The 23,177-nt window shown below is 35.9% G+C and carries 24 protein-coding genes; 14 read left to right on the top strand and 10 right to left on the bottom strand.

Translation table 11 applies throughout. The features are described 5' to 3' along the window. Nucleotides 1–104: 104 nt before the first annotated feature. Together O5640_RS03455 and O5640_RS03450 are read right to left on the bottom strand one after the other, a co-directional pair. Nucleotides 105–290, bottom strand: coding sequence for a hypothetical protein (locus O5640_RS03455; RefSeq protein WP_269613239.1), 186 nt, complete (start codon nucleotides 288–290; stop codon nucleotides 105–107). A 388-nt stretch (nucleotides 291–678) separates the two neighbouring features. Next, on the bottom strand, nucleotides 679–999 hold the full coding sequence (locus O5640_RS03450; RefSeq protein WP_269613237.1) for a DUF3303 domain-containing protein: 321 nt from the start codon (nucleotides 997–999) through the stop codon (nucleotides 679–681). Nucleotides 1,000–1,153: 154 nt separating this feature from the next. Between O5640_RS03450 and O5640_RS03445 the strand changes: the two genes are divergently transcribed. Together O5640_RS03445 and O5640_RS03440 are read left to right on the top strand one after the other, a co-directional pair. After that, entirely contained in the window at nucleotides 1,154–1,450 is a 297-nt protein-coding gene (locus tag O5640_RS03445; protein ID WP_269613236.1) for a hypothetical protein, read from the top strand. Between the two features lie 80 nt (nucleotides 1,451–1,530). Next, the gene (locus tag O5640_RS03440; RefSeq protein ID WP_269613234.1) at nucleotides 1,531–1,704 is read left to right on the top strand and encodes a hypothetical protein; all 174 of its coding nucleotides are present in this window, start codon (nucleotides 1,531–1,533) and stop codon (nucleotides 1,702–1,704) included. Nucleotides 1,705–2,435: 731 nt separating this feature from the next. Here O5640_RS03440 and rluF read toward each other — a convergent pair. Beyond that, nucleotides 2,436–3,158, bottom strand: a complete 723-nt coding sequence (gene rluF / locus O5640_RS03435; protein WP_269613232.1) for a 23S rRNA pseudouridine(2604) synthase RluF — start codon at nucleotides 3,156–3,158, stop codon at nucleotides 2,436–2,438. A gap of 754 nt (nucleotides 3,159–3,912) precedes the next feature. On the opposite strand from rluF, the gene O5640_RS03430 reads away from it, so the two are divergent. From O5640_RS03430 to O5640_RS03405, 6 genes are all read left to right on the top strand, one after another. Then, on the top strand, nucleotides 3,913–4,128 hold the full coding sequence (locus tag O5640_RS03430) for a high light inducible protein (RefSeq protein ID WP_269613231.1): 216 nt from the start codon (nucleotides 3,913–3,915) through the stop codon (nucleotides 4,126–4,128). Between the two features lie 33 nt (nucleotides 4,129–4,161). Further along, complete coding sequence (locus tag O5640_RS03425; RefSeq protein WP_011294968.1) at nucleotides 4,162–4,281, top strand: high light inducible protein; 120 nt, start codon at nucleotides 4,162–4,164, stop codon at nucleotides 4,279–4,281. Further along, on the top strand, nucleotides 4,281–4,427 hold the full coding sequence (locus O5640_RS03420; protein ID WP_269613163.1) for a high light inducible protein: 147 nt from the start codon (nucleotides 4,281–4,283) through the stop codon (nucleotides 4,425–4,427). Before O5640_RS03425 ends, O5640_RS03420 begins: the two co-directional genes overlap by 1 nt. Beyond that, nucleotides 4,427–4,552 (top strand): chlorophyll a/b-binding protein, encoded by a 126-nt coding sequence (locus O5640_RS03415; RefSeq protein WP_011294605.1) that lies wholly within the window; start codon nucleotides 4,427–4,429, stop codon nucleotides 4,550–4,552. Before O5640_RS03420 ends, O5640_RS03415 begins: the two co-directional genes overlap by 1 nt. 625 nt (nucleotides 4,553–5,177) lie before the next feature. After that, the gene (gene clpS / locus O5640_RS03410) at nucleotides 5,178–5,474 is read left to right on the top strand and encodes an ATP-dependent Clp protease adapter ClpS (RefSeq protein WP_269613789.1); all 297 of its coding nucleotides are present in this window, start codon (nucleotides 5,178–5,180) and stop codon (nucleotides 5,472–5,474) included. A gap of 14 nt (nucleotides 5,475–5,488) precedes the next feature. Beyond that, entirely contained in the window at nucleotides 5,489–5,734 is a 246-nt protein-coding gene (locus O5640_RS03405; RefSeq protein WP_269613230.1) for a hypothetical protein, read from the top strand. Nucleotides 5,735–6,361: 627 nt separating this feature from the next. Here the strand turns inward: O5640_RS03405 and O5640_RS03400 are convergent. From O5640_RS03400 to O5640_RS03375, 6 genes are all read right to left on the bottom strand, one after another. After that, nucleotides 6,362–6,502, bottom strand: a complete 141-nt coding sequence (locus O5640_RS03400; protein WP_269613228.1) for a hypothetical protein — start codon at nucleotides 6,500–6,502, stop codon at nucleotides 6,362–6,364. 208 nt (nucleotides 6,503–6,710) lie between these two features. Beyond that, complete coding sequence (locus tag O5640_RS03395) at nucleotides 6,711–6,893, bottom strand: hypothetical protein (RefSeq protein WP_269613227.1); 183 nt, start codon at nucleotides 6,891–6,893, stop codon at nucleotides 6,711–6,713. Between the two features lie 15 nt (nucleotides 6,894–6,908). Continuing rightward, nucleotides 6,909–7,142 (bottom strand): hypothetical protein, encoded by a 234-nt coding sequence (locus tag O5640_RS03390; RefSeq protein ID WP_269613868.1) that lies wholly within the window; start codon nucleotides 7,140–7,142, stop codon nucleotides 6,909–6,911. 97 nt (nucleotides 7,143–7,239) lie between these two features. Beyond that, the gene (locus tag O5640_RS03385; RefSeq protein ID WP_269613225.1) at nucleotides 7,240–7,404 is read right to left on the bottom strand and encodes a hypothetical protein; all 165 of its coding nucleotides are present in this window, start codon (nucleotides 7,402–7,404) and stop codon (nucleotides 7,240–7,242) included. A 645-nt stretch (nucleotides 7,405–8,049) separates the two neighbouring features. After that, nucleotides 8,050–8,181 carry a hypothetical protein gene (locus O5640_RS03380; protein WP_269613224.1) on the bottom strand — a complete coding sequence of 44 codons (132 nt, stop codon included), beginning with the start codon at nucleotides 8,179–8,181 and terminating at the stop codon, nucleotides 8,050–8,052. A 3-nt stretch (nucleotides 8,182–8,184) separates the two neighbouring features. Next, entirely contained in the window at nucleotides 8,185–8,532 is a 348-nt protein-coding gene (locus tag O5640_RS03375) for a hypothetical protein (protein ID WP_269613222.1), read from the bottom strand. 205 nt (nucleotides 8,533–8,737) lie between these two features. On the opposite strand from O5640_RS03375, the gene O5640_RS03370 reads away from it, so the two are divergent. The 6 genes from O5640_RS03370 to O5640_RS03345 all read left to right on the top strand — a co-directional run bounded on the left by O5640_RS03370 (nucleotide 8,738) and on the right by O5640_RS03345 (nucleotide 20,887). Beyond that, nucleotides 8,738–8,902 (top strand): hypothetical protein, encoded by a 165-nt coding sequence (locus tag O5640_RS03370; protein ID WP_269613220.1) that lies wholly within the window; start codon nucleotides 8,738–8,740, stop codon nucleotides 8,900–8,902. Between the two features lie 739 nt (nucleotides 8,903–9,641). Continuing rightward, nucleotides 9,642–11,780 carry a DUF4214 domain-containing protein gene (locus O5640_RS03365; RefSeq protein WP_269613219.1) on the top strand — a complete coding sequence of 713 codons (2,139 nt, stop codon included), beginning with the start codon at nucleotides 9,642–9,644 and terminating at the stop codon, nucleotides 11,778–11,780. 193 nt (nucleotides 11,781–11,973) lie between these two features. Next, nucleotides 11,974–20,094 carry a DUF4214 domain-containing protein gene (locus tag O5640_RS03360; RefSeq protein WP_269613218.1) on the top strand — a complete coding sequence of 2,707 codons (8,121 nt, stop codon included), beginning with the start codon at nucleotides 11,974–11,976 and terminating at the stop codon, nucleotides 20,092–20,094. Continuing rightward, a complete protein-coding gene (locus O5640_RS03355) occupies nucleotides 20,091–20,282 on the top strand; it encodes a hypothetical protein (RefSeq protein WP_269613217.1) in 192 nt (63 codons plus the stop codon). The genes O5640_RS03360 and O5640_RS03355 overlap by 4 nt, the downstream gene beginning before the upstream one ends. Before the next feature lie 68 nt (nucleotides 20,283–20,350). Next, complete coding sequence (locus tag O5640_RS03350) at nucleotides 20,351–20,530, top strand: hypothetical protein (protein WP_269613216.1); 180 nt, start codon at nucleotides 20,351–20,353, stop codon at nucleotides 20,528–20,530. A gap of 156 nt (nucleotides 20,531–20,686) precedes the next feature. Continuing rightward, nucleotides 20,687–20,887, top strand: coding sequence for a hypothetical protein (locus O5640_RS03345; protein ID WP_269613215.1), 201 nt, complete (start codon nucleotides 20,687–20,689; stop codon nucleotides 20,885–20,887). Between the two features lie 65 nt (nucleotides 20,888–20,952). Here O5640_RS03345 and O5640_RS03340 read toward each other — a convergent pair whose 3' ends face one another. Beyond that, nucleotides 20,953–23,163, bottom strand: coding sequence for an NHLP family bacteriocin export ABC transporter peptidase/permease/ATPase subunit (locus O5640_RS03340; RefSeq protein WP_269613214.1), 2,211 nt, complete (start codon nucleotides 23,161–23,163; stop codon nucleotides 20,953–20,955). Nucleotides 23,164–23,177 lie beyond the last annotated feature (14 nt).

Raw genomic sequence — 23,177 nt, 5'->3', positions numbered from 1 at the left:
CGCCCCGATCAGTCATAGACAGGTCTTCCAGCCTGTCTTTTTTAATGGGAATACCCCGAAGGTCTCTCATGGGTCCCTCTTGAGTATTGACTTTTAGTAATAGCTTATTTCTTGTCTCTCCAGCCGAACATTTCAGCTATTTTTCCAGTTGAAGCAAAGTATCCAATTGCTCCAAGAAACAAACTAAAAGCAATCAAATTGGGAATGATGCCACCAATAATCTGAGCTTCTCCAAAAGTCAGAAACGTAATCACAACAAAAACCCTTGCCCAGTTATCAGCGAAGTTCATCTGAACATCATGGCAAATGACTAATGAATATGATTCTTCTCCTTAAAAATAGACATTTAGAACTTCTGATTGATCTCATAAAAAAGGACTGACCTAAGTCAGCCCAATTCACTATTTGATTTGAAATCGTAAGTTTAACCTGCATTAAAACAAGAGAAAGCACTAGTTAGGAAATTCTTGAAGATAGGTGCTTGACCTAATCCGTAAAGAAAAAAAGTTGATGAGGTCAAAGTAAAGGCAATCTTGGAGAATCTGTTTAACTTAATACTTCTCGCCGTGGTAAGAGCAGAATTCATATGTTTTAAAAATTTTCCTAAATTTAATAGCTAAATTAATTTCTGCAGTATTAATAAATACTCCTCGTACAAATTCTGTCTTTAATCCTGAATTAGCCCATAGTTGCTATCTCTTCTGCAACTTGCTTATTCCTTTGGATAACTTCTTTATCGTTGAAAACTGGCTTAACGTCCCACTCAACACCAAATTTTGCTCTCCAAATAGCAAAATGTTCAGCTACTTTTATATGGTTCTCAGCCTTGCAGGTAACAAAGACTTCCCCTGTCTGAGGAGCATGAACTCTACTAATTAGTTCAAAGCCATCGAAGTTGTCTTTTGGGGCTCCATTTGCAATGTATTGCTCGAATAATTGATAACCCTCTGATTGAGCAAATGTGTCAGGAATTAAACCGTGGACGTGGTAGTAAGCCATCAAATTGATAAAACTGAAATTAAAGGATTACATACTCCTCCCAATTTCGATGTATCAAATGGAATTAACGTGTGGGACTAAACATTTTGAATGTGCTCTTCTTAAAAAACAATCCTAAAATTAAATTGTAGTAGTTATAAAAATCTTTCATAACATGACTGTTCATCCAGATTACGAAATTAAAATCAACATAAATGAGTTGATAGAAAAAAGAATTCCTTGCTGTGATTTACTTCATCCTGATCATTGCTTAACAGAACAACAAGTTTCGGAGATAGCATATGGTGTTAGTAAGGACTTAAATCTACATGACATTTATAAACAAGTTGATCAGCACATTATGAATTATGCAACTGCGACTGGTGTTGATAATAAATCTCATTGGATAGAGCCAAATCTTCCTGATCTAGATAGGGATATGAAAGAGGAAGTGGAAATTGATTTTGAATAGTTAATTTGATTGTGAAGTCATTAATGCAATCAAACTATTAATACGCTTATATAAGAGAGAGATGTTTTGGAAAATTTTTAATGAGTGGTGACAATCAGTATGTTTCTCAGCCTTTGAAGTTCTATACAGAAGAAATGACAGAAACAAAAAGAATTGCAATAGCTCACTTAGAAAAGAAATTATTTCCTGTCAGTAACTCTGTAATTTATTTAGACCAAAAGCGCAACGAATCAAGAATTATTGAAGCTGCATAGCAATACAAAGAAGAAACATCAATAGATAATAGAGCCTTTTCACTATTGCTATTCCTTTTTTACGATTTCTCCTTTTTCATCTCTTCTTAGTAACGATTGCTTCAGCTCCTTTATCTTCGTCTTGAGTTGAGATATGTCGAGAGGAATATAGAACTTTGTGTATCGTCTTTCCTGAGTGTTAGATAATCCATCCCTACGGATTCAGCCGCAATTTTCCATGTTTATCCCTTGGTCCTAATAACGAGTGCTCGTTGTAAGTGACCAGGCAGTGGAATTTCCTTGAATGTGAACCTCCCGTTCTTTTTCTCTTTGATATGACTCGTGCTCATTTCTTTCTCTCCAGTTTTACGCGTAGATCCCAATCTGATAGCTCTTGTGTAGTCTCATCATCTTTAACTATGACCATACGAAGAGCGGTGGTTCCTATTCTGTATATTTTTTGTACTCGTTGGCGTAGACGTTCAATTTCTCTTCCTAGTCTAATTGAGCCATCTTTTTTTTTGTAGTTATTTTTTGGTTTTTTAAGTTTTTAAAAGTGATTATTAATAACAATTGATGTAAGCTTCATGGTTCGTAATTTTAAAAAGGCATTTAAAAGTAGTTAATTCTCTTGAAAACTCTTAATTTCGCTTATAACGCATTAAAAACGGCTAAAAAACATCTGAAATTTATTTCCATATCGCAACATTTCCGACGTAATCTTATTAAGCAAAATGAAGAGGGGGATTTAATTAGTCAAATGTTTTTGAAGAGTTTTCGAGTAATCCATTTAATTCTAAGAGTTCTTCTTTGGTAAATTCGCGATATTTTCCTGTTGGTACGTCTAACTTAATATTCATAATTCTTACACGCTTTAATGATTCTACTCTGTAGTCTAAGGACTCACACATTCTCCTTATCTGACGGTTAAGTCCTTGAGTGAGTATGATTTTAAATTTTTTTGGTCCCAGTTGTTTTACGAAACAATTCTTAGTTATGGTTTCTAATATTTCAACTCCATTACTCATACTTTGAATAAAGTCTCTATTAATCGGACGATTAACGCTTACGATGTATTCTTTTTCATGATTATTTCTTGCTCTGAGTATTTTATTTACGATATCTCCATCGTTAGTTAAAAAAATCAATCCCTCACTAGGCTTATCCAATCTTCCAATAGGAAAAATTCTTGTAGGATATTTAATGAAATCTATAATATTGTCCGGTTCTACTCTTCTATCGGTTGTGCAAACAATTCCTACAGGTTTGTTAAAGGCTAAGTATATTTTTTTTTGTTTCGTTGACTTTTCTATTCTTTGACCTTCAACTTTTACTTGATCACCTTCCTCGACCTTGGTACCCATTTCTGCAATTTTACCATTAATGGTTACTTTCCCTTCTTCAATTAGTCTGTCTGCGACTCTTCTAGAACAGTAACCGACTTCACTTAAATATTTATTTATTCTGGTAGCCATTTTGTCAAAGTTACCTTCAATTTCTCTTCTTAGTCTAATTGAGTTAATCTTTTTCCTCTACTTATTTTAGGTTTTTCATGTCGTAAAAAGTTCCATTTAGTTCAAAGCTGAGCAAGATAGTAATCAACAGGTTTGAATTTAGATATGACAAGCTTTTATGGTGCATACAGTTCAATTAGCTCTCTCTTCCTTTTAATCTTTGTATTTGGACTCCCTTGTTGATCGGTGGATAAGTGCTATAGATATTACCCTGGCTTATATGTTTGATTTCAGGAAAAACTATCTTCTGATTTTGATGAACTTTGATCTGACTATTTAATTTACTTATTGAGATTTTTGTATAACTTCAGATACAACGTTAGTTAAGAAAATACGGAAGTACCAACTTCATAAGCACCAACTAATAGCAGTAGTGCAGGAAGATTCCAGAGAACGATTAGTTTCGCAGCAGTAGTTTTGTTGATTGCAAGCATGACTAAAGGTTTTTTTCTGTGTGTCTAGAAGGTGTATCCAACCTAAAAAAGAGCTCTAAAGTGCTGTAGGACGGTAGAAGTAGGGCTAACCAGTTCGGGCTATTTATACTTATGAGGGTTATCAATAGATCTAATCATTGGATCAATATCTCTCTAATTAGTTGTTGTATTTAGTGTTTGAGATTAAGAGCTCTTAAGTATTAGAAGAAGCCGTACCCGACCGTATCTTTCATTTAGAAAACTCATACTTTACATTTATTCACATCAACGCAATTCCAGTAATGACAACTTCTTCCAGTACTGCTTCTTCTCAGGTAATAACTGAGTACGGCAAGCAAAACATCTTTGGCCGTGAAACACAGCCTCAGCTTGTAGAGGACTACACCAGCTACCCAGAAGAAGCAGAAAAGACAAATGGCCGTTGGGCAATGATCGGAATGGTCAGTCTTTTGGTTTCATACTTCTCAACTGGTCAAATCATTCCTGGAATTTTCTAAACCAATAACTACTAATAAGTAACTACTAAAACAATGCAACCATCTAACAAAACAATTCTAGAAAGAAGCATCGGCAGACCAGCCATGATGGCATTCGTTCTTCTAACAGGTATCTACCTAACAACCGGTCAACTTATCCCAGGTGTCGTTTAATGAAAAACCAAACTACAGAAACTCAAAGAGTAGAAGAAGGCAAAGTAATTGCTGAAAGACTCAATGGTCTCGCTGCATCTGTTGGCTGCTTGGCTCTTGTCGGTGCATACCTAACAACCGGTCAAATCATTCCAGGTTTCGTGTAATGAACAAAGAAACTAACTACTGGAAAACAGCAGAGCAAATGAATGGTCGTCTAGCGATGATGGGCTTCTTTGCTGCAGTGATTAACTACGGAATAACAGGTTGGATCATTCCAGGAATCGTTTAGTCCTTAGTTTTATAACTAATAAAAAGGCCTCTTCTCTGTCATTACGGAAGGGGCTTTTTTATTGCTTAGGGTGCACTAGGTCGCAATTTCTAATCCTGTCGCATTGATAAGTCAGAGACAGGTTTCCCAGGCTGTCTTTTTAATTCCGTTTAGTTTTTTATATCATATTTATGTTATTCGGAAGATGAGATACCTTCTCCAAGAAAGCTTCTGCTTGTTCTTAAAGACACTAGATCTTTTCAACAACTGAATTAAGGGGGATATAAATTACTTAGTAAAATAATCTTAAGATATTAAATTTACTATTAATTTCAAAGTTAAGAAGTTTATTTCATTAATTTTTGCTCTTACAGTAATTGGAATTCCATTTCTTGCTTGGGGTTGGGGTGAAGGTGGTTGCTCTGGTTCATAGGACATAGCAAATCAAGATGCTAAAACTTAGCAAGTAGAAGAAACTTACGCTTAATTCGGAAGCTAAGTAAAACAGACAGAATGTTTAATTGATATGTTTTGGAATAGAAAATGTGATTTCTATGAAGAACCAGTCAAAGGGGAGTATCCAGTTTGGTGCATTCAAAGCTTGGTTGACAGTCGATTTATCCTGGTGGTATTGGCTCCCATTTTTATGGAACAAGAAAATACTTCAACTACTACAGTCTTAGAGCCAAAGACAACAAAAAGAAAATATCCAGAAGCAAAGCTAATAGTTCTTGACGATAATTTTAATACATTTGAACATGTGGCAAATTCTCTTGTGACAATAATTCCAGGGATGAGTGAAAAAAGATCATGGGTACTTGCCGTCGAAGTAGATAGGGAAGGTTTGGCTGAAGTATGGAGAGGCCCCCTTGAACAAGCAGAGCTATATCATCAGCAACTAATCAGTAAAGGATTAACAATGGCACCAATTGAACAAACATAAAATTGCTCATCCATATGCAAACTCTCAGAAAAATAACGAAAAAACTCTTTTCTTTTGTTACTGCTCTTCTTTTATTTTTCTGTCCTGTAGCAGTTCAAGCAGAAGATATTGAGCCAATGCCCCAAGAAGAAAACGTTGAAGCACCTTCAGAAGAAGCACTAAATTATTTACTGAGTGAGGACATGTATCAAGGCACTCTTTCTTGGCAAGGCAACAAAACTTTGACCAAATTTAATTACGACAAGCCAAAGAAAAAATAGATAGGAAAGCACTACCTCAACCGAACATCAGTGTTAGTGAACTTCTTTTTGATTTATAAATAAGCATGATCGAGTAACTTCTGCAAAGACCAGTTGCGTTCAAGCTCAAGTCAGAGAAGGGGATAGTCGGTGAAATCCTATCCCTTTGCTCTTTCATTTATTCAAGGTAGTCTTCCGCTTTCCTTGATAAATACATATAAGCCTTGCATTTTCTACATACCTGGGGCTTAACCAATTCGCTTTAAGATTCCGATTAGGAGCTTTTAGTAACTATTAAAGTTAGAACCCCCCCTTTTTTAAAGGGGGGGTTCTATTGCACAACTAAAAATATACAAATTAGAGAACCTTACGAGTCATCTTCCCTCAGTTATTAACTAAAGCTGCTAGTTTAATTCTTCGTTTTTATCCAATGTTGGATGAACTTAGAGAAACAACACGCCAAACTTTTGAAACTTCAAGCTAAAGCAGATGCTTGTACCTCAAGAAAAGAGGCTCTAAAAATTTTAAAAAAGTCTAATAAGGCTCTCCATAAACTTTCTAGGCCTTAGACCACCGACTAACAGTAATAGGACTAACTCCATAGATTTTTGCAATATTGCTCCGTTTCAGCCATAAATTATTTACCTCTTAATTCTTGTTATTCCAGCCGAACATCTCAGCCATTTTACCAGTTAAAGCAAAATATCCAATTGCTCCAAGAAAAAGCCCAAAAGCAATCAGGTTGAGAACTATTCCACCAATAATTTGAGCTTTAGCAAAGAGTATCATTTTATTGATGAGGGGGTACTTTCTGTCCTCGTTTTACTTTCGCTTTTCATGTTTGATCGATATAAATAATCACACCATAAAAAATGCAAATCAAATCAAACTAGAAATAATCCCGCCTATTATTTCTAGCTTATCAAAGAACTCCATTTGTGTTTTTTATCGTCTCCAATTTGTCTTATTTAAGTTAGAGGTTTAAACAAGCAACTGCTTAGTCTAGCTCTTTATCATCTTTGTTGAATTTGAACCAACCATCTTCTTTCATTCCTCTTCTAATAGCAGTAACAAGTGCTCCAAGGAAAAAAGATCCTACTCCAGCAAAAGCTGCCAGAGTTAGTATAGGCTTAACTCCTGATACAGCTGTACTTTGAAGAGCAGGATCTAACGGATCCATTGAATTTTTGTTTGATTAGTCGTCATAAACTTTGCATGTTGAAGAAGTTGGGTGGATTGCACATTCTTCTTTCCAAAACTCCTCTCTTGTTTCAGCAGGAACTTCATAATTGAAATCATGCATTACTCGAATATCACTCAACGCATTTTTGATGATAGAAAATGGAGTTCTTAGTTTCATAAATCTCCTATTCGAATGAATATGTTCTAGTTGATTCCTTTTGATTTCAACACCTCGGCTTTTACTCAATTAATACTTATTAGTTATGCAATATGGAACATAAAAAGGGCTGACCTAAGCCAGCCCAATGGTTTCGATAGAAATCAGCACTCAATTCATTTATGAATTAAGAATCCATTGCTGCAATATCTTTACGAGCTTGCTTTTGTCTATCCTCAAAAACTGAGGGTTTGTAAGAAGTAAAAACTCCTTTCTTAAATGTCGCAAGTTGAGCTTTGTGTAGTCTTTCTGCTTTTAAGACTCTTTTTTTAGTTAGTACTAGGTTGTTCATGACCTTTTTAATTACTGGAAATCCCGTTCCCTACTTCCATGTATTGCACTCCACAAAGATGGAGCGAACGTCTATCTAAACTAACAAGCCAACCGGAACAACTGAAATGAAATTCAAGTACGGTTTCTTGGAAAGTCTTCAGAAAAACTGTCCTTAGATATCCGAACTGGTTAGCCCTACCTAAACCGAACATCAGTATTGGAGAAATCTTTTTTATTTTTAATTCAAATGCCTGAAATGTTCGGACCCTTTTTTACACCAAAAGTTTTCTTCCTCTATCTACCATGACTTCAATTAATTATTCTTCAGCAGCTAAGTTTCTTGCTCTTTTCTGCATACCTGCTCTAATTCTTGCATCAGGTTCATTATCTTCTGCTACATCTGTAATCGTTTAAAAATGTACGGAATTAACGAAGCAATTATTATCGCAAGCTTGGCTATTCCCGCTGGTTTGTTCATTGGCTTTTCAACAATCTTGGTCAACAGATTTCGTCAGTGCATGTAATGATGAAACCTAAGCGTGCCAAAATAATTAAAAAATCTTGGTTCGGCCTTGGTGAGTTTATCGGTGGTATTTTATTTGATCTTTATGCTCGTTACTAAACCATGGATCAGCGCCAAAAAGTAATGTTCTGAAAAGCTCTTTTACATCAAAGAGGGATCTAAAAGTGATGGTCTATAAGAAAGCACATATGTATATTGCTCGCTAATAACAGCAACAATTAAATTTTCTCCCATACGCCAATCATTGCAGTTGAGAAGAGTTATCTTCAACATCAACTACTTCTTGAAGGTAGCTTGATCACCCTTTGATTGATTTGAGGCCTTCCCGAGAAACTTGATAAATTCTTTTTGTTTTGGAGTAAGTCTCTTGTTTTTCTCTTGATCTTCTTGTTCCCATGCTTGAAATTGGAAATAAAATATTGCAGCAATCGCTACGAAGATTAAAAGAAGTCCAGCCCAACCCCAAAACTTATGTTCGGTAAAAAGATTTGTCAGCCCTGACTTCTCTACATATCTAGAATCCATTTCGTTTTGAATATTTCCAGTCCATGCATCAGAAGTAATTATAAAATTCCGAATTAAATTAATCATTACAGCCATCTGATTAAGAAGAATATTAAGCATAAGTCTTCTATTTGTAGAGGGTTAACTAAAGATTGTGTAAGGAATTTTTCGACGAAACCAGTTTGAACATTTCAACTCTTTGAATTTTGGTGAGCTAAGGGACAGGATTTCGCCGATGCTAGGTGGTGGTCAATCTAAGTAATTTTCTTCATGGACAAATGGTTATCGTTTTCGCTTGAGTGTCTTATATATCCTTACTTCGACTATGGATTCTTTCCCCAAAGAGACTCATAGGTATGCTTTCGCAATGGTTAAGGCAGCTAGGACAATGCCTGTAGATATGGCTGAAAAGCTAGATCATATAAAGCAATTAAGATTCAATGTTCAACTAAAGGAATTAAGAAAAAGGATCAACAGAAGGATCACTTAGAAATTAACTTTTTATTCAACTTTTTGTAGTGTTCTCCTACTCCCTACAAGCAAAAAGAAGGTTTAGAACAAAGGGCGGTAAGTAGGGCTTATGAAACTATTTATTCCTTTCACCATTCCACAAAAGGGAAACTGCGACTTGTGCAGGGTTAGAAAGAATAATCAGAAGAGGGGCAAATAGCCTCTCTTTTTTTATTGCTGCAAAAATGTATCGGAGGATGCGTCATCCTAAAAAGGCGTGCGCTACAAATAAATCAAGAGGTATCACTCCACAATGGTAAAAGAACTTAAGGTTTCTTCCTCCTTGATAACGGTTGGCGTAAGCGTGCTTATGTCTCTGGAACAGCTACAATTTTTAACTATCTAAGTAGCGGATATAATTAGGAGTGAGGTTTCATCATAAGTATGGGCTAGATCCTTCGTTTGGAATCTGGAATAGCTCAAAAAGTTAATGTCCAAATTGTGGCCCATAACATCCGCAATTTGTTTTTAGTGCTCTATAACTTCCATCTGCTTTAGGTCGATTGTGACAGCAATTGGTATATTTATGGCGAAAGTAAGAAAAGTCTCAGGTGGATAGGGTCTAATTAGATTCACAATCACGACCCAGTGAACACTGAATTGTTCAATATTTACTATTGCAGGTGAAATCTAGGAAGACTATATGAGCTAGAAGTAACTTATAATCTGAAATTATCTAGTTCCTCTACTGAGACAACAAGAGATTAATACCAAATCAAATGGGAATCTTACAAAGTACAAATAATAAAAAAGCTGATATCAGGAGAACTTATACAGAAAACAAAAATCGTGGTGCTTTCGCAGCTTTAAAAACTGATGGCTCCGTTGTTACTTGGGGGGGGTGGGGTGATGGAGGAGACAGCTCTTCTGTAACTTCAAAACTATCTAGTGGTGTAAGTCAAATATTTTCTACAACACATTCATTTGCAGCTTTAAAAAATGATGGCTCCATTGTTACTTGGGGGTGGCGTGATGGAGGGGATAGTAGTTCTGTTGCTTCTGAGCTATCTAGTGGTGTTACTAAAATTTCTTCTACAACAAGTGCATTTGCAGCTTTAAAAAATGACGGATCCGTTGTTACTTGGGGTACAGACTCTTATGGAGGGGATAGTAGTTCTGTTGCTTCTGAGCTCTCTAATGGTGTTACTGAGATTTTTTCTAATAGACATGCATTTGCAGCTTTAAAAAATGATGGCTCCATTGTCACTTGGGGGTGGTGGGCGGATAGTAGTTCTGTTGCTTCTGAGCTCTCTAGCGGTGTTACTGAAGTTTTTTCTACTGAAAATGCATTTGCAGCTTTAAAAAATGACGGATCCGTTGTTACTTGGGGGATTTACTCATCAGGAGGAGACAGCTCTTCTGTAACTTCAAAGCTATCTAGCGGTGTTACTGAAGTTTTTTCTACTGAAAATGCATTTGCAGCTTTAAAAACTGATGGCTCCGTTGTTACTTGGGGAATTAGCTCGCGGGGAGGAGACAGCTCTTCTGTAACTTCAAAGCTATCTAGTGGTGTTACTAAAATTTCTTCTACAACAAGTGCATTTGCAGCTTTAAAAACTGATGGCTCCGTTGTTACTTGGGGGACGGATTCGGAAGGAGGAAACAGCTCTTCTGTAAGTTCTCAGTTATCCAGCGATGTCTCTCATATTTACTCAAGCTGGAGTTCGTTTGCGGCTTTAAAAACTGATGGCTCCGTTGTTACTTGGGGTAGTTCTTCTTCTGGAGGGGATAGTAGTTCTGTTGCTTCTGAGCTCTCTAATGGTGTTACTGAGATTTTTTCTAATAGTAATGCATTTGCAGCTTTAAAAACTGATGGCTCCGTTGTGACTTGGGGTAGCTCTTATGCTGGAGGGGATAGTAGTTCTGTTGCTTCTGAGCTATCTAGTGGTGTTACTAAAATTTCTTCTACAGCATTTGCATTTGCAGCTTTAAAAAATGACGGATCCGTTGTTACTTGGGGTCCCTCTCCTTCTGGAGGGGATAGTAGTTCTGTTGCTTCTGAGCTCTCTAGCGGTGTCGTTGGTTTTGCAGATATCTATACTGATGACCGCTTAATTAATGATGCGACCATTCAAACAACGAGTGGAAATGATGAGATAAATGGTCTAGGTGGAACAGATACTGTCACATTCTCTGGGAAATTTTCTGATTACAGCTTTACCCGTGGAACAAATACTCTGGAAATCGCCGACCAAAGGACAACAGGAACAACTGATGGAACAGATACTCTCAAAAATATTGAATACATTCAATTCTCAGATCAAACCGTAGAAGCATCAAAAGTAGACGTCGTTAAAACCTATAGCGGTAATTATCATGAATACAAGTTCTACAACAGAGGGAATGGAAAATATGAAATCAAGACTGACTCTGGTTATGACGATATTACTGGCTATCCCTTATTGAGATTTTCTGGAGAAGACACAACAAGTGCCTTACGTGATGTCAGTGCTATTGCTGATATTAAAGCGACCTTTGATCAAGTCACTGGATTAACTGATCCCTCTGGTGAAATGTTCCAACTCTATAACGCTGCCTTTAAACGATTCCCTGATGCCGAAGGTTTGAAATATTGGATTAATGTCTATAGTTCTGGGATTAATACAAAGAAAGTTGTTGCTGCATCATTTGTTCGATCAGCTGAATTTAAAAGTCGTTATGGAGAGAACGTGACCACTGAAGAATATGTCACGACGCTATATCGCAATGTGTTTGATCGTTTACCAGATGAAGATGGTTTTAACTATTGGGTGGGAAGTTTAAATAAAGAAGAACAGAGCAGATCAGACGTTCTCATGAATTTTGCTATCTCAGATGAAAATGATGCTCTCTTTACTGAAATGACTGGATTGAGTTGATTCATGAACTATCTCTTGCTAATCGCTCTAACCACTGCACTTCTATCCCCACCCCATCACAATCAGAATCACAGACTAGTAATTCTGAACATTTGATACAAAACTTTATTGCTGAAAAACACTCAGCCTCACATAGCTATCTATATATAATATATAATATATACATCCATCGGTTGACTGCTTGTAGGTCTTAATGACTGATGTTTATACCGCCAATACAAGTACAACAGGTTCTATTTCTGTAGGTGGGACAGCGACTGGAATTATTTCATTCTGGGGTGATCGAGACTGGTTTAGAGTCAATTTAGTTGCAGGAAATGAATATCAAATTGACCTTGAAGGATCACAAACTTCCAAGGGAACTTTAAGTGATCCTTATTTAAGGGGTATTTACAATGCGTTTGGTTTATATATTTCAGGAACTATTAATGATGATGGAGGTAGTGGACGTAACTCAAGACTAACGTATACACCTACCTCGACTGGAACTTATTTCATCGCAGCCGGTGGATATGGTACAAGAATTGGTAGCTATACTCTTAGTTTAAAAATAATTGATACAACTCCTCCAATAATCGCAGTTCCCACAACTAATAATTATGAAGGTATTCCGTATTTATACATCAATGAAAATACAACGTTTGTACATACCTACGCCGCCAATGAAACGGTAACCTGGTCCCTGAGTTCAGATACTACGAGTAGTAGCGATTATACAAAATTTTCAATTAGCAGCTCAGGTGCTCTGACTTTTAATACTGCACCTGACTATGAAAACCCGACTGACTCTTTAGGAAATAATATCTATGCACTTAAAGTTAATGCTACTGACACATCTGGAAATACAACAAGCCAAAGACTTTGGGTAGATGTTACCGATGTTTCTGAAGATACAACTCCTCCAATAATCACAGTTCCCACAACAAATAATTATGCAGGTATTCCGATTTTATACATCAATGAAAATACAACATATGTACATACCTACGCCGCCAATGAAACGGTAACCTGGTCTCTGAGTTTCAATGATTATACAAAATTTTCAATTAACAGCTCAGGTGCTCTGACTTTTAATACTGCACCTGACTATGAAAACCCCACTGATTCTAATGGAAATAATATTTATTCACTTACAGTTAATGCTACTGACACATCTGGAAATACAACAAGCCAAAGACTTTGGGTAGATGTTACCGATGTTTCTGAAGATATAGTTCCACCAATAATTACTCTTCCCACAACTAATAATTTTTCTGGTGGCCGGTCTTTAGGGGTTCTAGAAATCAATGAAAACACAACGTTTGTACATACCTACACCGCTAATGAAACAGTAACTTGGTCCCTGAGTTCAGATACTACGAGTAGTAGCGATTATACAAAATTTTCAATTAGCAGCTCAGGTGCTCTGACTTTTAATACTGCGCCTGACTATGAAAACCCGACTGACTCTTTAGGAAATAATATCTATGCACTTAAAGTTAATGCGACTGATACATCTGGAAATACATCAAATATCAGGCTTTTCGTAGAAGTTACTGATGTTTCTGAAGATACAACTCCTCCAATAATCGCAGTTCCCACAACTAATAATTATGAAGGTATTCCGTATTTATACATCAATGAAAATACAACGTTTGTACATACCTACGCCGCCAATGAAACGGTAACCTGGTCCCTGAGTTCAGATACTACGAGTAGTAGCGATTATACAAAATTTTCAATTAGCAGCTCAGGTGCTCTGACTTTTAATACTGCACCTGACTATGAAAACCCGACTGACTCTTTAGGAAATAATATCTATGCACTTAAAGTTAATGCTACTGACACATCTGGAAATACAACAAGCCAAAGACTTTGGGTAGATGTTACCGATGTTTCTGAAGATACAACTCCTCCAATAATCACAGTTCCCACAACAAATAATTATGCAGGTATTCCGATTTTATACATCAATGAAAATACAACATATGTACATACCTACGCCGCCAATGAAACGGTAACCTGGTCTCTGAGTTTCAATGATTATACAAAATTTTCAATTAACAGCTCAGGTGCTCTGACTTTTAATACTGCACCTGACTATGAAAACCCCACTGATTCTAATGGAAATAATATTTATTCACTTACAGTTAATGCTACTGACACATCTGGAAATACAACAAGCCAAAGACTTTGGGTAGATGTTACCGATGTTTCTGAAGATGTAGACGATTATACCGCCAATACAAGTACAACAGGATCTATTTCTGTAGGGGGGACAACGACTGGAAATATTGAAATCGCGAATGATCGAGACTGGTTTAAAGTCAATTTAGTTGCAGGAAATGAATATCAAATTGACCTTGAAGGATCACCAACATCTAATGGAACTTTAAGTGATCCTTATTTAAGAGGGATTTACAATTCATCTGGTGTATTTATTTCAGGAACTAGTAATGACGATGGTGGTATTGGACTCAATTCAAGACTAACGTATACACCTACCTCGACTGGAACTTATTTCATCGCTACGGGTGGATATGGTACAAGAACAGGTAGCTATACTATAGGTTTAACACAAAATGATGTAACTCCTCCAATAATCACAGTTCCCACAACAAATAATTATGCAGGTATTCCGCGTTTATACATCAATGAAAATACAACATTTGTACATACCTACGCCGCCAATGAAACGGTAACCTGGTCTCTGAGTTTCAATGATTATACAAAATTTTCAATTAACAGCTCAGGTGCTCTGACTTTTAATACTGCACCTGACTATGAAAACCCGACTGACTCTTTAGGAAATAATATCTATTCACTTACAGTTAATGCTACTGACACATCTGGAAATACAACAAGCCAAAGACTTTGGGTAGATGTTACCGATGTTTCTGAAGATGTAGACGATTATACCGCCAATACAAGTACAGCAGGATCTATTTCTGTAGGAGGGTCAAAGACTGGAAGTATTGAAGTCGCGAGTGATCAAGACTGGTTTAAAGTCAATTTAGTCTCAGGAAATATATATCAAATTGACCTTGAAGGATCACCAACATCTAATGGAACTTTAAGTGATCCTTATTTAAGAGGGATTTACAATTCATCTGGTGTATTAATTTCAGGAACTAGTAATGACGATGGTGGTAGTGGACGCAACTCAAGACTAACGTATACACCTACCTCGACTGGAACTTATTTCATCGCTACGGGTGGATATGGTACAAGAACAGGTAGCTATACTTTAGGTTTAACACAAACTGGAACCATAGATGATTATACCGCCAATACAAGTACAACAGGATCTATTCCTGTAGGGGGGACAACGACTGGAAATATTGAAATCGCGAATGATCGAGACTGGTTTAAAGTCAATTTAGTTGCAGGAAATGAATATCAAATTAATCTTGAAGGAGCACCAACATCTAATGGAACTTTAAGTGATCCTTATTTAAGAGGTATTTACAATGCTTCTGGTGTATTTATTTCAGGAACTAGTAATGACGATGGTGGTAGTGGACGTAATTCAAGACTAACGTATACACCTAGCTCGACTGGAACTTATTACATTGCAGCTAGTGGATATGAAAGTAGTTATTACGATGATCTGGGTACCTATAAACTTACGATTACACAAACAACCGTAGCAGACGATTATACCGCCAATACAAGTACAGCAGGATCTATTTCTGTAGGAGGGTCAAAGACTGGAAGTATTGAAGTCGCGAGTGATCAAGACTGGTTTAAAGTCAATTTAGTCTCAGGAAATATATATCAAATTGACCTTGAAGGATCACCAACATCTAATGGAACTTTAAGTGATCCTTATTTAAGAGGGATTTACAATTCATCTGGTGTATTAATTTCAGGAACTAGTAATGACGATGGTGGTAGTGGACGCAACTCAAGACTAACGTATACACCTACCTCGACTGGAACTTATTTCATCGCTACGGGTGGATATGGTACAAGAACAGGTAGCTATACTTTAGGTTTAACACAAACTGGAACCATAGATGATTATACCGCCAATACAAGTACAACAGGATCTATTTCTGTAGGGGGGACAACGACTGGAAATATTGAAATCGCGAATGATCGAGACTGGTTTAAAGTCAATTTAGTTGCAGGAAATGAATATCAAATTGACCTTGAAGGATCACCAACATCTAATGGAACTTTAAGTGATCCTTATTTAAGAGGTATTTACAATGCTTCTGGTGTATTTATTTCAGGAACTAGTAATGACGATGGTGGTAGTGGACGTAATTCAAGACTAACGTATACACCTAGCTCGACTGGAACTTATTACATTGCAGCTAGTGGATATGAAAGTAGTTATTACGATGATCTGGGTACCTATAAACTTACGATTACACAAACAACCGTAGCAGACGATTATACCGCCAATACAAGTACAGCAGGATCTATTTCTGTAGGAGGGTCAAAGACTGGAAGTATTGAAGTCGCGAGTGATCAAGACTGGTTTAAAGTCAATTTAGTCTCAGGAAATATATATCAAATTGACCTTGAAGGATCACCAACATCTAATGGAACTTTAAGTGATCCTTATTTAAGAGGGATTTACAATTCATCTGGTGTATTAATTTCAGGAACTAGTAATGACGATGGTGGTAGTGGACGCAACTCAAGACTAACGTATACACCTACCTCGACTGGAACTTATTTCATCGCTACGGGTGGATATGGTACAAGAACAGGTAGCTATACTTTAGGTTTAACACAAATTGGAAGTACAGATGATTATACCGCCAATACAAGTACAACCGGAAAACTTACAGTTGGCAACTCAGTCTCTTCTAATATAGAAGTAGCAGGAGATCAAGATTGGTTCGCTATTACCCTTAACAGTGGAAGTGAATATTTAATTAATCTTGAAGGAGCACCAACATCTAATGGAACTTTAAGTGATCCTTATTTAAGAGGTATTTACAATTCATCTGGTGTATTAATTTCAGGAACTAGTAATGACGATGGTGGTAGTGGACTTAATTCGAAATTATCTTACACAGCAACGTCAACTGGAACTTATTATATCGCCACGGGTGGATATGGTGACGCAATAGGTACTTGTAATCTTTCCATTTCCAAAATAGGTAGAGGTAATGCAAATGATGATTTTACTAATGATACGGCTTCATCTGGATTGATTTCCATCGGAGGATCAACGACTGGAAGTATTGAAGTCGCGGGTGATGAAGACTGGTTTAAAGTCAATTTAGTTGCAGGAAATATATATCAAATTGACCTTGAAGGAGCACCAACATCTAATGGAACTTTAAGTGATCCTTATTTAAGAGGTATTTACAATTCATCTGGTGTATTAATTTCAGGAACTAGTAATGATGATGGTGGTAGTGGACGTAATTCAAGACTAACGTATACACCTACCTCGACTGGAACCTATTATATCGCGACAGCTGGATATCAAAATGAAACAGGAACCTATAAAATTTCAATCTCAAATGAAACACCAACTATCACTCCATCCTCCAATTTCAATATTGAATTTAATTATCAAGGGCCAGAAATATATAGAAGCTATTTAAATCAATCAGCAACTTTTTGGGAGAATGTAATCATTGGAGATATTCCAGCTGTTAACGACTCAGTATATGGAATAATAGACGATATTATAATAGATTTTAGAATAGGATATATTGATGGAAGTGGAGGAACTCTTGGACGAGCATCGATTTCTGAAACCCGAGAAGGTGGGGACAGGTTGCCTTACAGAGCTTGGATAGAGCTCGATACAGCTGATGTAGAGAGCATGAGGCTATCAGGCGAATTGCCTGATCTTATTAATCATGAAGTTTGTCATACATTTGGATGGGGTTTCTGGGATTTCTATAATTTAAGAAGTGGATATGACTATATAGGAGAAAAAGGAGTAAACGAGTATAGAACTTTAACGAATAATCCATCTATAACATCTGTACCTTTAGAAAACACTGGTGGAACAGGTACTCAATATGGACATTGGCGTGAAAGTATATTTAATACTGAATTAATGACTGGTTACTCAGATTCAGGAAGTAATCCACTTAGCAGACTTTCAATTGCAGCATTAGAAGACTTAGGTTATGAGGTTAATTACAGTGCTGCAGATCCTTTCACTATTAGTGCATTCTCTACGACATCTTCCATATATGAGAATTTAATACCAACTCCTAGCTCAACAATATTTACCAGTACGTCTAATATTTCTGAAAGTTCGTTCCCAAATTTTAACGGAAATAAATATATTCATCATTTCTCTGAAAGTCTAAATATCCAAGAATCACCAAGTACGATAAAACTTGATGGAGTAATTATTTGGGATTCTGGAAATATTATTCGTTTTAATGAAATCACTACTGGAAATGATTACTTAGTTGAATTAATAGGTTCTTTTGATAAGAATAATCCTTCTAATGCATCTCAATTAAAAGGTACACTAAGCAGGGTAAAGTTCTATAAAGATGAGGCGTTAAAACATGAATATATTTTTAATGACTCAAATCTCGATGTCAAAACAACTTTAGAAAATTGGTCAGGATATAATTTAGATTTGAATAATTTAATAGAAAGTCGCGCTAACAGTTCAAGCGATGACACTATAAAAAGTGGTGCAGGAGATGACATTATCATCCTAGGAAACGGGAACGATAATGTCACTGGAGGAGAAGGAGATGATCAAATATATGGAGGGACAGGTACAGATACTGCCTTTTACAGTGGAAGTTTTTCAGATTACATATTTACTCCTGGAACAAATAATCTCCAAATTAAAGACAATAGAACAATTCCCAGTAATGACGGAACAGATATTCTCACAAACGTAGAATATGTTGAATTTTTAGATCAAACACGCACAATATTGGGCAATGATATCAATAGAACACCAACGAATATAACTCTTACGTCTACAACTTTTAATGAAAATATTACTCGTAATTCCGATATTGCAACTATTACTAGCACAGATGCTAACTCATCTGATACACATACTTACTCCCTAGTAACTGGTGCAGGAGATGGAGACAATACTGCTTTCACCCTTGATGGAAACAATTTAAAAATCAACTCTTCTCCTGATTACGAAACCAAATCGACCTACAACATTCGCCTCAAAACGACTGATGCTGGTGGACTCAATTATATAAAAGCTTTTACTCTCTCCGTTCAAGACGTCAATGAAACTCCATCCAATATCAGTCTTTCTTCCTCGTCCTTCAATGAAAATATTAGTTTAAATTCAATCGTTGCAACTCTTTCAACAAGTGATGTCGATTCATCCGATACACATACTTACTCCTTAGTCAGTGGTGCAGGAGATGGAGATAATAGTGCCTTTACTCTAGATGGAAGCAATTTAAAAATTAATTCCTCTCCTGATTATGAAACTAAATCAACCTATAAAATTCGCATAAAAACGACTGATGCTAGTAATGAAACCTATACCAAATCCTTTAGTCTCTCTGTGAATGACCTCAATGAATTCACAGCAACCATTTCCGGTAGCTCTAACAATAACAATCTTACAAGCACTAGTAGTAACGACTCTATCGATGGTCTAGGTGGAACAGATACTGTCACATTCTCTGGGAAATTTTCTGATTACAGCTTTACCCGTGGAACAAATACTCTGGAAATCGCCGACCAAAGGACAACAGGAACAACTGATGGAACAGATACTCTCAAAAATATTGAATACATTCAATTCTCAGATCAAACCGTAGAAGCATCAAAAGTAGACGTCGTTAAAACCTATAGCGGTAATTATCATGAATACAAGTTCTACAACAGAGGCAATGGAAAATATGAAATCAAGACTGACTCTGGTTATGACGACATCACTGGCTATCCCTTATTGAGATTTTCTGGAGAAGACACAACAAGTGCCTTACGTGATGTCAGTGCTATTGCTGATATTAAAGCGACCTTTGATCAAGTCACTGGATTAACTGATCCCTCTGGTGAAATGTTCCAACTCTATAACGCTGCCTTTAAACGATTCCCTGATGCCGAAGGTTTGAAATATTGGATTAATGTCTATAGTTCTGGGATTAATACAAACAAGGTCGTAGCTGCATCATTTGTTCGATCAGCTGAATTTAAAAGTCGTTATGGAGAGAACGTGACCACTGAAGAATATGTCACGACGCTATATCGCAATGTGTTTGATCGTTTACCAGATGAAGATGGTTTTAACTATTGGGTGGGAAGTTTAAATAAAGAAGAACAAACCAGATCAGACGTTCTCTTGAACTTTGCTATCGCAAATGAAAATGATGCTCTCTTTACTGAAATGACTGGATTGAGTTGATTCATGAACTATCTCTTGCTAATCGCTCTAACCACTGCACTTCTATCGCCACCCCATCACAATCAGACACCAATCACTTTGGTGCAGGAGTAGTTTTCGAATTAGATCTACTTGAAATATCACTTGTGACCAACCTCACAGATTCATCAGACTTAGATCAATACGTGAGTCATTGGTTCGAGGGATAGTAAGTACATGGACACGGACCCTCCGACACCTCCGTCCTATTGCTCTAAACCTTACTTCTCACAAAACCATGAAAAGTGACTTAACTAATGAAGAACTTAGCCTTGCTGAACTTCAAGAAGCATCCGGAGGAATTGTTTGGTGGCTTGTTCTCGGACTGTGCTTGATCCCTGCAGTTGCCCACCGAAAGATAAATAATTCAGATTTGAATTCTCAAATCGAAAACAATACTCGCAATGGAAATAAATAGAAATTTCTTATTCAAACTGAATAGCTTTAGAAGCACATATAAAGTGTACTTTCATTATGAGTATTGTCTGATCTACCTCACATATTCAGCAGATTTAGACTAATTCACCACGTATTAATTTAAGAGATAGTAACTACATAGAGATAAATACAAATCATGAACAAATCTGAACTCAATATTGAGCAACTATCTGTAGTCTCTGGTGCACGATGGGCGGATATACTCGATCACAACTACGGCATGTTTATGCAAACCAAAAGATTTAATACGAGAGCAATCGTTCACCCTGAATTTAAGAAATTAAATATGAATGGGTCGCTTTCTCGTGGTGGGATATTTAAGGCAATTGAAAAGTAAATGAAATTATTTTTTAAGCATTCAATTCCTATAAAAGCATTCATTAATTGGGTGCTTTTTCTTTATCACATCTCATTAATTAGTTGACTATAAGGAGAATCCTTAGATTTAATCATATCAAGATGCTTACCTTCTTGAACGATTTCTCCATTTTTAAAGACTAGTATTTTATCTGCATCCCTAATTGTACTTAACCTATGTGCAATAATTATCTGAGTGCAACCAATACGTCTAAAAGATTGATTAATTTTAAACTCTGTTTCGGCATCTAACGCAGATGTTGCTTCATCCAAAATTAAAATACTTGGTTGACTAATTAATATTCTTGCAATTTCCAATCTTTGTCTTTGTCCACCAGATAAATTTCTACCACCTTCACTCAAAATCGTATCAAATCCATCTGGTAATTTAAGTATTTCATCTAAAATATATGCCTGCTGACAGGACTTTTTAATTAAAGAATCATTGATTTCAGTGTTCCACAATGTTAAATTATCTTTTACACTACAACCATATAATTGAATATCTTGTTGGACCAAAGCTATTGAATTAGTTCTAATTGATCTTGGGATATCTGTTAATTCATAGTTATCGAATAGAATCTTACCTTCATTTTGTTGATATAGGCCAGAAATTAACTTTGAAATAGTACTTTTTCCAGACCCACTTCCTCCTACAAGTGCAATTCTTTGCCCGGCTTCAATTTCAAGATTCAAATGATTAATTAAAGGTTCTTTTAGTGGTATATATCCAAATGTCAGATCCTTTATACTTATTTTACCAGAAAGTTTCAACCTTTCCTTTGGAAAATTATTCTGTGATTCATTTATAATTAAGTTTGGATCAGAAGGTTGTTCTAGTACATCTTCGAGTCTTAAAATTGTAGATGAAAATGTTGGTAAACCTTGTACAAAGTTGATTACACTTTCAATTCTAGATTTCAGATTAAGAGCAATAGTTTGTGCAGCTAATAACATTCCTAGAGTTAGGTCTCCAGTAAGAACCAAGAAAAATCCAACTATTATAATGAATACTTCATTAAATGTATTTAATATATTAGGAATAATTCGCAATCTTGCATTTCTCATACTTATTTCTTGATTATAATTTAGCAATCTAGTTTGATAACCTGCATACTTTTTGAAAACATCATTTTCGATTGCAGAAGCTTTAACGGACTCAATTTCTTGTACAGCTGCAATAATAACTGAGCTTGCTTTTGCCGAATCCTTGCTTATCTGTAAACTTGAATCTTTCAGAAATCTTAGGTTTAAAGCCACTATTAATGAATTAAATCCAGTTGATAAGATAATAATTAAACCTAGAATTGGACTATATAAAAATGTAAGAATTAAATAAAAAAATAATAAAAATAATCCTGTAACAAATGGGATTAGTGTAGAGGATATAAATTCTGACACAATAGTATTGTAATTAGTTCTAATCGCAATATCACCTGCATATCTTTGTGTAAAAAATTTCTCCGGTAAAGATAAGACTTTCTTTTGAAAGTTAGCTGAAAATTTCTTTGTCAACCTCTTTTCTAGTTTTCTAGTTGCTAATAACTGTATATTTTTCAAAATTGTTTGAAAAATAATTGTTATGGCCATTGCAATTAACATTGGCTTAAGCCATTCTTTCATATTATTATTAACTATTTCGTCTATATATATCTGAGAAAATATTGGGAGTATTAATTGAGGTAATATTAAAATCAATCCAGTTAAGGTAATAAATAATACGGGCCATGGCTCATATAAAAGTCGGCTAAAAATTAATGGCCAAATTGATGGAGCTTTTCCACCAGGTTGAAATTCTTTATCCGGTGAAAAAGTTAAAACAATTCCTGTATAGCTATTATCAAAATCTTCTAAAGTTACTGTCCTTGGTCCTAAAGCAGGATCATTTAGCATAACTTTATTACCTATAAAACCCTCTAAAACTAAAAAGTGATTAAATTCCCAAAAAATAATTACGGGAAGTTTAGTTTCTTTAAGTTTACTAATTCCTTTTTTAAATCCTTTTGCATTTAACCCTAAACTTCTAGCAGCCAAAATTAAACTAGCCGCATCGCTTCCATCTCTTGAAATCCCACATAATTCTCTAAGTTGGGTTAAAGGTACATATTTCGAGTAATGTTGAAGAATAATACTTAAAGAAGCAGCTCCGCATTCTGTATTTTCCATTTGGATGACAGTTGGAGTTCTAATCCAAGTCCCATTGAATTTAGCTAATTGAGTTTGTACTATTTCTGATATTTCTGATAGATAATTCATTTAAAATAAATGTT

Origin of the sequence: Prochlorococcus marinus str. MIT 0912, assembly GCF_027359595.1 — a bacterium.
GTDB lineage: Bacteria > Cyanobacteriota > Cyanobacteriia > PCC-6307 > Cyanobiaceae > Prochlorococcus_B > Prochlorococcus_B marinus_C.
The sequence above is the reverse complement of the archived record's forward strand: the minus strand, read 5'-3'. Positions and strand labels throughout refer to the sequence as shown.

Excerpts from the sequence above, each read along its gene's own strand:
- O5640_RS03455 (WP_269613239.1), bottom strand. The coding sequence starts at position 290 with ATGAACTTCGCTGATAACTGGGCAAGGGTTTTTGTTGTGATTACGTTT.
- O5640_RS03450 (WP_269613237.1), bottom strand. The coding sequence starts at position 999 with ATGGCTTACTACCACGTCCACGGTTTAATTCCTGACACATTTGCTCAA.
- O5640_RS03445 (WP_269613236.1), top strand. The coding sequence starts at position 1,154 with ATGACTGTTCATCCAGATTACGAAATTAAAATCAACATAAATGAGTTG.
- O5640_RS03440 (WP_269613234.1), top strand. The coding sequence starts at position 1,531 with ATGAGTGGTGACAATCAGTATGTTTCTCAGCCTTTGAAGTTCTATACA.
- rluF (WP_269613232.1), bottom strand. The coding sequence starts at position 3,158 with ATGGCTACCAGAATAAATAAATATTTAAGTGAAGTCGGTTACTGTTCT.
- O5640_RS03430 (WP_269613231.1), top strand. The coding sequence starts at position 3,913 with ATGACAACTTCTTCCAGTACTGCTTCTTCTCAGGTAATAACTGAGTAC.
- O5640_RS03425 (WP_011294968.1), top strand. The coding sequence starts at position 4,162 with ATGCAACCATCTAACAAAACAATTCTAGAAAGAAGCATCGGCAGACCA.
- O5640_RS03420 (WP_269613163.1), top strand. The coding sequence starts at position 4,281 with ATGAAAAACCAAACTACAGAAACTCAAAGAGTAGAAGAAGGCAAAGTA.
- O5640_RS03415 (WP_011294605.1), top strand. The coding sequence starts at position 4,427 with ATGAACAAAGAAACTAACTACTGGAAAACAGCAGAGCAAATGAATGGT.
- clpS (WP_269613789.1), top strand. The coding sequence starts at position 5,178 with ATGGAACAAGAAAATACTTCAACTACTACAGTCTTAGAGCCAAAGACA.
- O5640_RS03405 (WP_269613230.1), top strand. The coding sequence starts at position 5,489 with ATGCAAACTCTCAGAAAAATAACGAAAAAACTCTTTTCTTTTGTTACT.
- O5640_RS03400 (WP_269613228.1), bottom strand. The coding sequence starts at position 6,502 with ATGATACTCTTTGCTAAAGCTCAAATTATTGGTGGAATAGTTCTCAAC.
- O5640_RS03395 (WP_269613227.1), bottom strand. The coding sequence starts at position 6,893 with ATGGATCCGTTAGATCCTGCTCTTCAAAGTACAGCTGTATCAGGAGTT.
- O5640_RS03385 (WP_269613225.1), bottom strand. The coding sequence starts at position 7,404 with ATGAACAACCTAGTACTAACTAAAAAAAGAGTCTTAAAAGCAGAAAGA.
- O5640_RS03380 (WP_269613224.1), bottom strand. The coding sequence starts at position 8,181 with ATGTTGAAGATAACTCTTCTCAACTGCAATGATTGGCGTATGGGAGAA.
- O5640_RS03375 (WP_269613222.1), bottom strand. The coding sequence starts at position 8,532 with ATGCTTAATATTCTTCTTAATCAGATGGCTGTAATGATTAATTTAATT.
- O5640_RS03370 (WP_269613220.1), top strand. The coding sequence starts at position 8,738 with ATGGATTCTTTCCCCAAAGAGACTCATAGGTATGCTTTCGCAATGGTT.
- O5640_RS03365 (WP_269613219.1), top strand. The coding sequence starts at position 9,642 with ATGGGAATCTTACAAAGTACAAATAATAAAAAAGCTGATATCAGGAGA.
- O5640_RS03360 (WP_269613218.1), top strand. The coding sequence starts at position 11,974 with ATGACTGATGTTTATACCGCCAATACAAGTACAACAGGTTCTATTTCT.
- O5640_RS03350 (WP_269613216.1), top strand. The coding sequence starts at position 20,351 with ATGAAAAGTGACTTAACTAATGAAGAACTTAGCCTTGCTGAACTTCAA.
- O5640_RS03345 (WP_269613215.1), top strand. The coding sequence starts at position 20,687 with ATGAACAAATCTGAACTCAATATTGAGCAACTATCTGTAGTCTCTGGT.
- O5640_RS03340 (WP_269613214.1), bottom strand. The coding sequence starts at position 23,163 with ATGAATTATCTATCAGAAATATCAGAAATAGTACAAACTCAATTAGCT.